12 protein-coding genes are annotated in these 12,225 nt (G+C 62.3%); 3 read left to right on the top strand and 9 right to left on the bottom strand.

What is annotated here, in order from left to right:
- Window positions 1-58: 58 nt before the first annotated feature.
- The 7 genes from A2I95_RS03640 to A2I95_RS03670 form a co-directional block, all read right to left on the bottom strand.
- Window positions 59-1,378, bottom strand: a complete 1,320-nt coding sequence (locus A2I95_RS03640; RefSeq protein ID WP_291727950.1) for a pitrilysin family protein — start codon at window positions 1,376-1,378, stop codon at window positions 59-61.
- Window positions 1,375-2,718 carry a pitrilysin family protein gene (locus A2I95_RS03645; protein ID WP_291727952.1) on the bottom strand — a complete coding sequence of 448 codons (1,344 nt, stop codon included), beginning with the start codon at window positions 2,716-2,718 and terminating at the stop codon, window positions 1,375-1,377. Before A2I95_RS03645 ends, A2I95_RS03640 begins: the two co-directional genes overlap by 4 nt.
- Before the next feature lie 165 nt (window positions 2,719-2,883).
- On the bottom strand, window positions 2,884-3,405 hold the full coding sequence (locus A2I95_RS03650) for a DUF3035 domain-containing protein (RefSeq protein WP_291727954.1): 522 nt from the start codon (window positions 3,403-3,405) through the stop codon (window positions 2,884-2,886).
- 55 nt (window positions 3,406-3,460) lie between these two features.
- Window positions 3,461-3,943: a signal peptidase II gene (lspA, locus tag A2I95_RS03655; RefSeq protein ID WP_027257169.1), complete on the bottom strand. Its 483-nt coding sequence runs from the start codon at window positions 3,941-3,943 to the stop codon at window positions 3,461-3,463.
- A 17-nt stretch (window positions 3,944-3,960) separates the two neighbouring features.
- Window positions 3,961-5,550: a bifunctional phosphoribosylaminoimidazolecarboxamide formyltransferase/IMP cyclohydrolase gene (gene purH, locus A2I95_RS03660; protein WP_291727956.1), complete on the bottom strand. Its 1,590-nt coding sequence runs from the start codon at window positions 5,548-5,550 to the stop codon at window positions 3,961-3,963.
- Between the two features lie 24 nt (window positions 5,551-5,574).
- Window positions 5,575-7,317, bottom strand: a complete 1,743-nt coding sequence (locus A2I95_RS03665) for a heparinase II/III family protein (RefSeq protein ID WP_291727958.1) — start codon at window positions 7,315-7,317, stop codon at window positions 5,575-5,577.
- Window positions 7,318-7,417: 100 nt separating this feature from the next.
- The gene (locus A2I95_RS03670) at window positions 7,418-8,680 is read right to left on the bottom strand and encodes a transcription antitermination factor NusB (protein WP_291727960.1); all 1,263 of its coding nucleotides are present in this window, start codon (window positions 8,678-8,680) and stop codon (window positions 7,418-7,420) included.
- Between the two features lie 77 nt (window positions 8,681-8,757).
- Between A2I95_RS03670 and A2I95_RS03675 the strand changes: the two genes are divergently transcribed.
- Complete coding sequence (locus tag A2I95_RS03675) at window positions 8,758-8,949, top strand: DUF1674 domain-containing protein (protein ID WP_291727962.1); 192 nt, start codon at window positions 8,758-8,760, stop codon at window positions 8,947-8,949.
- Window positions 8,950-9,119: 170 nt separating this feature from the next.
- Here the strand turns inward: A2I95_RS03675 and dapB are convergent, their stop codons facing one another.
- Window positions 9,120-9,929, bottom strand: coding sequence for a 4-hydroxy-tetrahydrodipicolinate reductase (dapB, locus tag A2I95_RS03680; RefSeq protein WP_291727964.1), 810 nt, complete (start codon window positions 9,927-9,929; stop codon window positions 9,120-9,122).
- 86 nt (window positions 9,930-10,015) lie between these two features.
- Here dapB and rbfA point away from each other — a divergent pair, with 86 nt between their 5' ends.
- Together rbfA and A2I95_RS03690 are read left to right on the top strand one after the other, a co-directional pair.
- Window positions 10,016-10,411: a 30S ribosome-binding factor RbfA gene (gene rbfA, locus A2I95_RS03685; protein WP_291727966.1), complete on the top strand. Its 396-nt coding sequence runs from the start codon at window positions 10,016-10,018 to the stop codon at window positions 10,409-10,411.
- Window positions 10,408-11,157 (top strand): phosphodiester glycosidase family protein, encoded by a 750-nt coding sequence (locus A2I95_RS03690; RefSeq protein ID WP_291727968.1) that lies wholly within the window; start codon window positions 10,408-10,410, stop codon window positions 11,155-11,157. Before rbfA ends, A2I95_RS03690 begins: the two co-directional genes overlap by 4 nt.
- Window positions 11,158-11,162: 5 nt before the next feature.
- Here A2I95_RS03690 and rarD read toward each other — a convergent pair whose 3' ends face one another.
- Window positions 11,163-12,065: an EamA family transporter RarD gene (rarD, locus tag A2I95_RS03695; protein WP_291727970.1), complete on the bottom strand. Its 903-nt coding sequence runs from the start codon at window positions 12,063-12,065 to the stop codon at window positions 11,163-11,165.
- Between the last annotated feature and the right edge of the window lie 160 nt (window positions 12,066-12,225).

Below are 12,225 nucleotides of genomic sequence, written 5' to 3' on the forward strand. Positions count from 1 at the left end.
GGCGGCAGTGTGTTTTGCAGGATGCCAGGCGGGGTATCGCGGCCCCGCCTGAATGCTGTCAGTTGGTGGTTTCCAGCCCTTCGGGGCGTCCGGCAATGGCGAAATGCAAACCGTCAGGATCCATGAACTCCGCGGCAAAGCCGTTCACATCTTCCAGCGTGACCGCGTTGATACGGTCGTTGCGGGTTTCTACATAGCTGATCGGCAAATGGTCCATCTGCATGCCCGCGAGGATCGAGGCAATACGACCATTGCCGTCAAAACGCAGCGGATAGGCACCTGTCAGATAGGTCTGCGCATCCTTCAGCTCTTCCTCCGTCACGCCGCTTTCGGCCATGCGGCGCCATTCGTTGCGGATTACCTCGACCGCTTCGGCCATCTTGCCGTTGGCCGAAGCCACCGATCCCATATAGACCGCCGCCAAATCACGCGGCACCAGGTAGGAATAGACCCCGTAGGTCAGCCCGCGCTTTTCCCGCACTTCGGTCATCAGCCGGGTCTCGAATGAGCCGCCGCCCAAGATCTGGTTCATCACATAAGCAGTGAAAAAATCCGGATCCTCGCGTTTGATCCCCTTTTGGCCGAACAAGGCCACAGATTGCGGCGTGTCGAAATCCACAACAGTGACACCGCCCCCAATTGTAACTTCAGCCGGGCCCGGAATTGGGCCGCCCTCTGCCGGCAGGGCACTCAGCAGCTCATCCAGGAGCACACCAAGCTCCTCGGCGGTGATATCGCCCACCGCGCTGACGTACAGCCTGTCTCGCGCAAAAACCGCTTCATAGGCATCAAAAATATCCTGCCGGCTAAGCGCGGAAACGGACTCCAGCGTCCCCTTGCCGTCGCTGGCATAAGGGTGATCGCCAAAGGCCATCCGGGAAAAGGCCTCGCCCGCGATCGTGTTCGGGTTCTTGGCATCAGACCGCAATCCCGCCAGCACCTGGGCCCGGACCCGGTCCAGCGCATCCTGGTCAAACCGCGGCTCAAACAGGGTCTGGCGCAAAAGATCCACTGCATCCTTGCGGTTTTCGGTCAGGAAACGGGCGGAAATGGATACTGAATCCTTGTCGGCATCATAAGAAAACTCTGCCGCCAGGGATTCCAGTGCACGGGCATAATCCTGCGCCCGTAGATCGCCAGAGCCTTCCTCCAGCAATCCGGCCATCAGGTGCACCGCCCCGCGTTTTCCGGGGGCATCCAAAGAGGTGCCGCCGCGAAAGCGCAGCTCAAGAGCGGAGAAAGGAATCGCATGGTCCTCGACCAGCCAGGCGGTGATTCCGCCGGGAGAGGTGACTTCCTCGATCTTAACTCCGGCCCAGGCGGGCAATGCCAAGACACAGGCCACCACAGATGCCGCCATGAATTTCAGCAAGGTCATTGGGTCACCTCTTGGTCGCGCGTCATCCAGCCGGTGACTGATGTTTCCGGCCGCAGAACCTCATTTGCGGCGGCGATGATCTCATCCGCCGTGACCGATTGCAGGATCTTGGGCCAGTCTTGCACGTCCTGAACTGTCAGCCCGATGCTGAGCGCCTGGCCATAGCGGTTGGCAATACCGTTCACGTTGTCGCGGTCATAGATTTCGGCGGCCCGCAGCTGCAGCTTGATGCGCTCCAGCTGGGCCTCATCCACCCCTGCTTCCAGGAAGCGGGCGATAGTAGCATCCAGCGCCTCCTCGGCCTGGTCCATGCTGACGCCCTCAGCCGGAACAACAAGAAAGGTGAAGGACGTATCATCCAGCGAGCTGCCAGAATAAAAGGCACCGGAGTAGACGGCGACCTGCTGGTCGAACTGCAGCGCATTGGCCAGATAGGAGGTGCTGCCGCCGCCCAAGAGTTCGGCCAGCAGGTAAAGCGCAGCAGCTTTTTGCTGGGCGCCGCTGTCGCGTTCCGGCGCCAGATAGGACCGCTGAACATAGGGCTGAGCAACCCGCGGATCCTCGAAAGTCAAGCGGCGGGCTGCAGTTTGCGGCGGTTCCTGGCTGCGGAAGCGCTCCGGCAGCTCCGGGTTTGCGGGAATGACGCCATAATACTGCTCAGCAAGTGCCTTAACTTCTTGCGGCTCCACATCGCCGGAGACCACCAGGATGGCGTTATTGGGTGCATAGTACGTGCGGTAGAAGGACAGCGCGTCCCCCATATCCAGGCTTTCCATTTCGTGCCGCCAGCCGATAACCGGCTGGCTGTAACGGTGGTTCAGGTACTGCACCGCTTGCAGCTGCTCCCGGAAAAGGGCCACCGGGTCGTTGTCGGTGCGCTGGTTGCGTTCTTCCAGGATAACCTCCCGTTCGGTGGCGATATCCTCTTCGCTCAGCCGCAGATTGACCATACGGTCGCTTTCCATCCGCATCATCAGCTCCAGCCTGTCGGCGGCGACGCGCTGGAAATAGGCGGTGTAGTCATAGCTGGTAAAAGCGTTGTCCTGGCCGCCATTGGCGCGCACGGTCGCCGACAGTTCGCCCGGGGCCAGTTTATCGGTGCCCTTGAACAGCAAATGCTCCAGGAAGTGGGCAACCCCGGACTGGCCCGGCGGTTCATCAGCGGAACCGGCACGGTACCAGACCATCTGCTGCACCACCGGCGCGCGATGATCCTCAAGCACCACCACTTCCATGCCGTTGTCCAGGGTGAACGCGGTCACCGCCTCATCTTCGGCCCATAGCGGGCCAGTCAGGGCAGCCATCAGCGCTGCGGCAGCCAATGTGATCCTCTGGATCATCTGGCATCCTCCAAATTCTGCACGTTTGCCCTTGCCTGGCACAGTGCGTTTACTGCTCGTTTGTTCAATGCAGCCACAATTCGCCACCCATTGCCAGCAGAAAGACTGCTGTCAACCTACGCTGCTGCTGGCGTCTTACAAGACTGGCTGGCAGAAAAGTGAGGATCAGAAACCGTCAACCGGCGGTGCGGAAGGGGTAGCAGCTCCGGCACGGCGGAATTGTTCGTTGGCGGTGTGCGGATCCAGTGTCTGTTTTTTGTAAAGCTGCTCGTAGCGATCGACCGGCAACAGTTTGATCCGGCCCACACGGCGGTTGCGGTGGCGGAATTTGGCATCCTCTTGGGCGACCGTTTCGCGCACACCCGGTTCCACGCCATACCGGCTGGATGCTGTCACCAGGGCCGCATCGCTGGAGGGGATACCGCTGCCAGGAACCAATGCGCCGGGTTTGCCGCCCAAAGCAGCAACCGCTTCAGCCTGCGGATTGGGATCCGTCAGGTTGGCGCCGCCCGGTGTCGGGGCCGGCAGGCTGCTGTAGTTTTCCGGTGTGCTCAGCGGTTTGGAAGGCAGAACCAGAAACTCATCCGGGCCGGTGCCAGGTTTCTGGATGAGGCGCAGCCCCTTTTGCCCGCAGCCGGCCACGGCCAGTGCGCCTGCCAGAACAATCACTCCGAACGGGATCCGCATTACCCCAAACTCCTGCCTGTTTCTCAGCGCTTTTAGCGCAATTGCCCAGCGAGGTCTACGCAGGCTTTTTGCGCCGCCCATCAAAGAAGATCAGCCCTGCTGCGCCTGCAAAAATAAAGATATCGGCGACATTGAACACAAACGGGTTCTGAATACCGCAGCACGATGTGTTGAGGAAATCCAGCACGTATCCGTACAGCAGCCGGTCCGCGACATTGCCCAGCGCGCCGCCGATCACCAGCCCGGCCGAGAGCTGCATGCCCCAGGCCGCCTTTTGCGCGCGGGCGATCCAGATCACAAGGGCCAGGCAGATCGCCAGAGACATCCCGATCAGGATCCAGCGCGACGCCTCATCACCGCCGCCGAACAGGCCGAAGTTGATGCCGGTATTCTCGCCGTAGCGGAAGTTAAGAAACGGCGGCAGCACGTCGATCCGGTGGCGTTGGTCCAGCCCCATCCAATGGATCACCAGGTATTTGCTGGCCTGATCCGCCAGGAACGAGAGGCCGGCGCCCCAGATCATCCAACGTGCTGCCATGTCTTAACTCTGCCTGCTTAGTGCCGGAAGTGGCGCATGCCGGTGAAGACCATGGCCAGGCCCGCCTCGTTGGCCGCCTTGATCACCTCCTCGTCACGCATGGAGCCGCCCGGTTGAATGACGCAGGTCCCGCCTGCGGCTGCAGCTTCCAGCAACCCGTCCGCAAACGGGAAGAAGGCATCCGAAGCGACGGCGCAGCCTTTGGCGAGGCTTTCTTCCAGCCCCAGTTCGGCGGCCATGCGGCCGGCCTTGGCCGCGGCCACATTGGCGCTGTCCAGACGGCTCATCTGACCTGCGCCAACACCGACAGTCGCGTTGTCCTTCACATAGACGATAGCGTTGGATTTGACGTGCTTGGCAACTTTCCAGGCAAACAGCATGTCCTGCATCTGCGCATCAGACGGCGCCTTTTCGGTCACCACCTTCAAGTCTTCCATGCCGACGTAGCCCACGTCCTTGTCCTGTACCAGCATGCCGCCGGCCACCTGTTTGTAGGCGGTGATGGCTTTGCGCGGTTCGGGCAGACCATCCGTCAGCAGCAGGCGCAGGTTCTTTTTGGCGGCAAAAACTGCCTTAGCCTCCTCCGAAGCACCGGGGGCAATCACCACCTCGGTGAAAATCTCGGTGATCTTGGTGGCGGTATCGGCGTCCAACGGCTGGTTCAGCGCGACGATGCCGCCGAATGCGGACGTGCGGTCGCAGTCGAAAGCATTCTGATAGGCCTCGGCCAGGGTCGCACCTTTGGCCACGCCGCAAGGGTTGGCGTGTTTGATGATCGCCACTGCGGCGCTGTCCGCCGGATCGAACTCCGCCACCAGCTCATAGGCCGCGTCGGTGTCGTTGATATTGTTGTAGCTGAGTTCCTTACCTTGCAGCTGCACCGCGGTGGCCACGCCGGGACGATTGCTGCCATCGGTATAGAAGGCCGCTTCTTGATGGCTGTTCTCGCCATAACGCAGGGTCTGCTTCAACTCGCCCGCAAAGGCCCGGCGGCGCGGGGTCTTCTCTTCAATCGCCGAGGCCATCCAGTTCGACACGGCAGCATCATAGGCAGCGGTGCGGGCATAGGCGGTCTGCGACAGGCGCTGACGGAAGGCGTAGGAGGTCTGGCCGTCGTGTGCGTCCAGTTCCGCAAGCAGCGCGTCATAATCCTGTACGTCGGTCACCACGTTCACAAACAAGTGGTTCTTGGAGGCCGCACGGATCATTGCCGGGCCGCCGATGTCGATGTTTTCGATCATCTCGTCATAAGCGGCACCGCGCGCCAGGGCCGCTTCGAACGGGTAGAGGTTCACCACCAGCAGATCGATGGCACCGATGCCGTGCTCGTTCATTGCAGCAACATGGGTGTCGTTGTCACGCAGCGCCAGCAGGCCGCCATGCACCATCGGGTGCAGGGTCTTCACGCGCCCGTCCATCATTTCCGGGAAACCGGTCACTTCCGAGACGTCCTTGACTGTCAGACCCGCATCGCGCAGCGCCTTGGCGGACCCTCCTGTCGACAGCAGCTCAACACCGCGCCCGGACAGCGCCTTGCCCAGCTCGATCAGGCCGGTCTTGTCGGATACAGAAAGCAGCGCACGGCGTACGGGGTGAAGGTCGGTCATGGCAAGGCGGTCCTTTTCAAAGGCTCAGTCAAACGTCTCGGGGTCGTCCCGGTTCAGGTCTCGCACAGCAACCGCAGTCTCCTGCGCCTTGCTGAGCGTCCACCGGATGCGCGTCGCATAACCCATCGCGCGCCCGGATAAAACGATTTGCTTTGCCGCACGCGGCTTCAAGCGGGTCTTTTCCAGAAAAACACTCGGCTCCAGCCGCAGCTGGCAGGTGCCGTCATGGCGGAACACCCAGATTTCCCCGCTCTTGAGCGCCACGGATACCGCGGCGCCGCCTAAGTCAAGGGCTGCGTCCACATCCGGGTGCAGATGCAGCCGGAGGTCAAAGCCGATGCCGCCCTCAGCGCTGGTATCCCGCACCTTGGTGAACTGGCGCTTGGCGGCATCATCCAGCGCCACCAGCATGTCCTCGCCGCTGAGGGCCCGCCCGTCAAACGACAAATCCAGGGTGCGGGCATGGGTCAGCCCGAAATGGGCAGCATAGCCATTGTGCCCGCCCTGAAAACGGCAGCCTTCGGCCAGGTCGCTGACTTCCAGCGGCACCTCATCAGGCGCTTCGATCAATTCCTCATGGCCGGTGGTTTTATGCGGCGCAGCCAGCCTGGCACTGGAGTGCCCCTCGATGCACAGCGTGGTATGGGAGGGCGTGGCGCGCCCTGCCCGGCGCCATTCGACGCCAAAGGTTTCGCCCGATCCGCAATTCACAATCAGGGGCCGCCGCCCTGAAGTCAGTTCAAACGCCAGGGTCGAGGCATGGCCATAGTTCGACGCCTTGCCCCTGGGGGGCGCCGAGGCGTCGACAATAACCGAGGTCCGCCGCGCCGACAGCCGGGCGAATCCCATCGCCAGCCCGTCCGCATGACGTTCTGCCACATGGCTGGCCGCGAGGGCATGGTCCAGCCGCCCTTCCAATCCGCGGCCGCCGCCATGGAACCGTGCCAGCCCGCCATCACTGTGGCGCAGGGTGCGCAAAGTGGGAGCGATCCGCTCGATAGCATTGATATGCGCAGGCGGCACTGCGCGTCCGGCTTCATGCAGGGCAGCCGCGGCCCAGGTCAGCAGGGTGAAAACCTCCAGCAGCTCTTCAGGGTTGCGGGTCGGCAACCCGCCCTGGTCATCAATCTGCGCATCGCATTCTGCTGCCAGCGCGCGGACTGCCGGATCGGCCAGCTCTTCGCGCCCCTGCAGGGCAAGACCGGCATAGATCAACCCGCATAAAGCCTCGAACCGGGGCAGACCGGGCGCGGCCCCCTGCCAGCGCTGTGCCAGGAACCAGGTCTGTTGCGACAGCGAATGATAAAAGGCTTCGGTCTCGTCCTTTTCCTTGCCGCTAAGCAGGAACAGAGCGTGGTTGATCCAGCGGATCACCCGCCGCCCGGTCAGATCGGGCAGCCAGGCCAGCCCGCCGCTGCGCCCGTGCTGCTGGATCCAGCCCCACACCCATTTCTGCGCCTTGGCGCGGGCCTTGAAATCGCCGACCGCCGCCAAGTCATCGAGCCAGGAAAATCCGTGCCGCTCTGCATCAAAGGCCGCATCCGGGGCTGCAACCTCCCACAGTCCGGTGTCAGGCGATTCGACCAGGTAACCGGCAAACAGCAGGTTGCCCGCCACAAGCTGGCGCCCGCGCGCAAAGCTGCCAATGGTGCGCGGCTCGGGCTGCGAGACAAAGCCGGTAGCAGCCGGCTGGCTGCGCGCCCGCCACGCAAAATAGCTGTTCAGCAGCCGGGTGCCGCGACCGGCCATTCTGTCAAAAGTGGACATGCTCTTTTTGCCTCACGCCGGATTTTGCCAGGGCGTTTTGGCGCGAGCATAGCGCGAGGGGCGGATCAAGTCACCGGCGAATACCGGGGACTCCCCGGGGTCACGCGGATTTGCGCAAAAGGGCCATATAGAACCCATCCATACCGCCGCGTTCCGGCCAGTAGTCGGGGCGCAAGCGCAGCCCGCCCTCTTCGCTGATCCAGTCCGGATCCACGCCGGGCAGCAGCAGCGCCTCGCGGTCTGCTGCCATCTCCGGGAACATGTCCAGCGCGTCCTCAACCTGGCATTCACCCTCATCCGGCAGCAACGAGCAAGTGCAGAACATCAGCCGCCCGCCGGGTTTTACCAAGGACCAGGCGTGCGCCAGCATCTGCGCCTGCAGTTCGATCAGGACGCCGAAGTCACTGCCGTCTTTGGCCTGAGGAAGATCCGGGTGGCGGCGGATTGTGCCGGTGGCCGAACAGGGGGCATCCAGCAGCACGGCATCGAACTGGCCCTGCTGTTCCAGTGCGTCGCCCACAATCAGTTCTGCCTGCAGTCCAGTACGGGAAAGGTTTTCCTGGAGCCTGGATATGCGGTTTTTGGAAACATCCACTGCGGTCACTTTGGCACCCGCGGCCGCCATCTGCATGGTTTTGCCGCCCGGCGCCGCGCAAAGTTCCAGCACATTCTCGCCTGGATGAACATTCAGAATGCGGGCGGGCAACGCGGCGGCAGCATCCTGGATCCACCAGTCACCGGTCTCATACCCCGAAAGCGCTGAAACCTGCCCGGCATTGGCGATCCGCACAGAGCCGGTGGGCAAGGTTTCCCCGCTCAAAGCGCTCAAGTCCGAATTGGGTTTGGCCGTTACATCCAGTGAGGCACCGGTGAAATGCGCCGCCTCCATGCCCAGCATCGCCTCCGCTCCCCAGGCCTGAACCAATGGTTTGCGCAACCAGTTCGGCAGGCGCGGCACACGCAGCTTGGCCCATTCCGCCGGACCGTCCTCGGCCACCTTGCGCAAGACCGCATTGACCAGCCCCTTGAGCTGCCCATGACGCCGGTGCTTGGAGACGATGGCCACCATCGCGTTCACTACGCCGTGCGCCGCGCCGCCCGAACACAGTTCCACCGCTCCCAACCGCAACACATTCAGTACGGTCATTGGTGGTGTTTTTTTAAGATGTTTCTTCAGCACCCGGTCTGCGCGTTCGAGATTGCGCAGAGTTTCCGCTGCCAGCCGCTGCGCCCGCGCCCGGTCTTCAGGCGCCAGTTTCTCGAGCGCACCAGCGGCATAGCATTCCGACAGCAGCCGCCCCTCTCCCAGAACCTGATCCAGCAGGTGTACCGCGGTGCGGCGGGCGTGATTGGCGTCGGACATCTGGCAACTCCTCAGGGCGCGGCTTGTTTGCGCGGGACAGGGGCGTATATCATGGGCCGAGCATAAAGGAACCCGCGATGAGCGAAGAGACTGCACCTGATAAAAATGACCTGCCGCCCGCCGCCCGCCGCGCACTGGCCGAAGCCGAGGAGCGCCGCAAGGCAGCCGAGGCGCCGGACCAGCGCCCCAAGGAGCTGGGCGGACGCGATGGACCCGATCCAGCCCGCTATGGCGATTGGGAGAAAAAAGGCATCGCTGTCGATTTTTGAGCCGCGGCCGGGGGCTTTGCCCCCTCGCAGGCGCTGCCTGCTCACCCCCAGAGTATTTTCCCAAAGGTGAATGACTTTCATCTTTTCAAAAATACTCACGTTCCGCGGCCGGCGGGCGGCTTAGCCGCCGAAAGGCGAGGCAGCGGCCCCTCAGGGCCGCATTTCAGACCTTAGAGCCCCAACACATCCACCATATCATACTGACCCGGCCCCTTGTCCTGGCCCCAAAGCGCAGCCTTCAGAGCGCCGCGGGCAAAGATGGCGCGGTCGGTGGCCATATGGCGCAGCACGATGCGTTCGCCAGCGGCGGCAAACAGAACATCATGCTCGCCCACGATGTCGCCGCCGCGGATGGCAGTGAAGCCGATGTCGCCGCGCTTGCGGGCGCCGGTGATACCATCACGCCCGGAATCGCGCACATCTGGCAGATTAACACGGCGGCCCTCGGCTGCGGCTTCGCCCAGCATCAATGCAGTACCAGACGGGGCATCGACCTTGTGATGGTGATGCGCCTCGATCACTTCGATGTCGAAATCCTCGTCCAGCGCCGCGGCCACCTTCCTGGTCAGCTGCACCAGCAGGTTCACACCAAGACTCATGTTGCCAGCGCGCACAATCACCGCATGGCGGGAGGCCGGCTCCAGCTGGGCGATCTGCGCATCCGTCATGCCGGTGGTGCCGATCACATGTACCGCGCGCGCTTGGGCTGCCAGCTTGGAAAAATCCAGCGTCGCCTCCGGCGATGTGAAATCAATCACTGCTTGCGCTTTGGAAAAGGCCTCCAGCGCATCCGACGTGACGGTGACGCCAACAGGCGCCCCGCCCATTGCTTCGCCCGCATCACGGCCAACCCATGCATGCCCTTCACGCTCCACCGCGCCGGCCAGCGTGGCCTTATCGCTTTCCAGCACCGTTTTGATCAGCATCTGCCCCATGCGGCCTGATGCGCCGGTAATCACGATCCCTGGTTTGTGAGTCATTGGCCAATTCCCCTATTCAAGCTGGAATTGTCCTACATCGCCGGGCAGCGCTTGGCAAAGCCCGCGATCCGGCATAGATCGGGAATATGGCAAAGAACAAATTCCACGATGGCCCCGGCCCGTCCCAGCGCCAGCTTCGCGTCGGCGAACTGATCCGCCGCTCTCTCTCTGAGGTGCTGGCGCGCGGGGATGTGCATGACCCGGACCTGAACCGTATGTCGATCACCGTGGGCGAGGTGCGTACCTCCCCCGATCTGAAAATCGCCACCGCCTTTGTGCTGCCTTTGGGTGGAAAGGGGCAAGAGGATGTGCTGAAGCTCCTCGCGCGGAACAAGGGCGAGCTGCGCCGCGCGGTCGGCAAGAAGCTGGGGTTGAAGTTCGCCCCGGATCTGCGCTTCCGGCTGGATGAAACCTTTGATCAGATGGACGATACCCGCCGGATGCTGTCCCAGGACGCGGTGCGCCGCGACACGGAAGAGTGATCCGCAAGGCCGCCTTGCTGCTGGCCGCGCTCTGGGCCGCCCCGGCCGCAGGCGCGGTGGAATGCAGCGATGCGGCCTATGAAGGCAACAGGTATTCGATCTGCGAAGTGGATGCATCACGGGAGCAGCTGCGGCTGTTCCTGCGCGATGGAGAGGGGCAGGTCTACGGGCATTTTTCCACACTGGGCACGTCGCTGGCTGAGGACGGCAAAGCGCTGGTTTTTGCCACCAATGCCGGGATGTATCACAGCGACCGCTCACCCGTGGGTCTCTATGTCGAAGACGGAGCCGAGGAAATGCGGCTGGTGACCAATGCCGGCCCTGGTAACTTCGGCCTGCTGCCCAATGGCGTCTTCTGTATCCGTGAGGCCCGGGCCGATGTTATCGAAACACTGGCATTCGGCAAAGCCGCCCCGGACTGCACCTATGCCACCCAATCCGGGCCGATGCTGGTGATCGATGGAGAATTGCATCCGCGCTTCCTGCCCGATTCGGACAGTTATTATGTGAGGAACGGGGTAGGCACCTCAGCCGATGGCCGCCGGATCGTCTTTGCCATCTCGCGCAATGCTGTGACGTTTCACCAGTTCGGCAGCCTGTTCCGGGATTACCTGAAGCTGCCAAACGCGCTGTATTTCGACGGCAATATCTCGCGCCTGCATGCACCGGCGTTGGGGCGCAGCGATGCCGGTTTCATGATGGGGCCGGTTGTCGGCGTGATCGAGGAGGCGGCCTCAGCCGACTGAACGCCTCAGCCCGGGCGCCTGCGCATCTGCTGCACCATCGGAACCGAGTAAATCACCAGCGCGGCCCAGATCATTGGGAAGGCGATCATCCTGGCTCGTCCGAATTCCTCGCCAAACAGCAGCACCGCAGCCAGCATAATCATCGTCGGTGCGATGTATTGCAGGATTCCCATGGTCGACAGCCGCACCAGCTTGGCCCCGTTGGCATAGACAATCAGTGGCACCGCAGTGACCACCCCGCAGCCCAACAGCAGCGAGGTGTCCGTGAGAGAGCCGCCAAAGCTGCTGCTGCCGGTCGCGGTGAGATAGGCAAAATAGCCCAGCGCCGGGAACAGCAGGATCAGTACCTCCAGCAAGAAGCCCTGATTTGGACCGATCGGCAGCGATTTCTTGAAAAACGCATAAAATCCCCAAGTCAACGTCAGCCCAACTGAGGCCCAGGGCACGCTGCCGGCTTCGACCGTCAGAACCACCACTGCGGCAGCGGCCAAAGCAACAGCTGCCATTTGGGCCTTGGTGAGCGGCTCACGCAGCAGGAAGGCGCCCAGGGCAATGCTGAACAACGGATTGATATAGTAGCCCAATGCCGCGTCCAACGCCCGGCCAGAGGCAATCGACCAGACATAGATCCCCCAATTCACCGAAATCAGCGCCGCAGTGATACAGGCCATGCCCAGCATCCGGGGGTTTTTCAGCGCTGCCTGCAGATCCCTTGTCCGCCGCAGGATGAGCAGAAGCGCCCCTGCGACAGGCACTGACCAGATCACCCGGTGGGTAACAACCTCAGCTGCGGGAATGTGCGACAGCGCTTTCATGTAAAGCGGCAAAAACCCCCACATCAGGTAGGCCGCAATGGCAAAAGCCAACCCGCGGGGCGTGTCTGTGTTTTCGGAGGGCGGCTGTGTCATGCGGAGTTCCTGTCCAGGACGCTGTTATGGCTGGTTTTGACAATGTTGAAACATAGTTTTCTGCGAATGCGGATATTCACATGTTGAATGGATGTGCCGGCATGCCGTTCCGGATGCATCGCACAAAAAAAACGGCCCCGGAAACCGGGGCCGCAGTGCA

It is taken from the genome of Leisingera sp. F5 (genome assembly GCF_001593695.1).

Excerpts from the sequence above, each read along its gene's own strand:
- A2I95_RS03640 (WP_291727950.1), bottom strand. The coding sequence starts at position 1,378 with ATGACCTTGCTGAAATTCATGGCGGCATCTGTGGTGGCCTGTGTCTTG.
- A2I95_RS03645 (WP_291727952.1), bottom strand. The coding sequence starts at position 2,718 with ATGATCCAGAGGATCACATTGGCTGCCGCAGCGCTGATGGCTGCCCTG.
- A2I95_RS03650 (WP_291727954.1), bottom strand. The coding sequence starts at position 3,405 with ATGCGGATCCCGTTCGGAGTGATTGTTCTGGCAGGCGCACTGGCCGTG.
- lspA (WP_027257169.1), bottom strand. The coding sequence starts at position 3,943 with ATGGCAGCACGTTGGATGATCTGGGGCGCCGGCCTCTCGTTCCTGGCG.
- purH (WP_291727956.1), bottom strand. The coding sequence starts at position 5,550 with ATGACCGACCTTCACCCCGTACGCCGTGCGCTGCTTTCTGTATCCGAC.
- A2I95_RS03665 (WP_291727958.1), bottom strand. The coding sequence starts at position 7,317 with ATGTCCACTTTTGACAGAATGGCCGGTCGCGGCACCCGGCTGCTGAAC.
- A2I95_RS03670 (WP_291727960.1), bottom strand. The coding sequence starts at position 8,680 with ATGTCCGACGCCAATCACGCCCGCCGCACCGCGGTACACCTGCTGGAT.
- A2I95_RS03675 (WP_291727962.1), top strand. The coding sequence starts at position 8,758 with ATGAGCGAAGAGACTGCACCTGATAAAAATGACCTGCCGCCCGCCGCC.
- dapB (WP_291727964.1), bottom strand. The coding sequence starts at position 9,929 with ATGACTCACAAACCAGGGATCGTGATTACCGGCGCATCAGGCCGCATG.
- rbfA (WP_291727966.1), top strand. The coding sequence starts at position 10,016 with ATGGCAAAGAACAAATTCCACGATGGCCCCGGCCCGTCCCAGCGCCAG.
- rarD (WP_291727970.1), bottom strand. The coding sequence starts at position 12,065 with ATGACACAGCCGCCCTCCGAAAACACAGACACGCCCCGCGGGTTGGCT.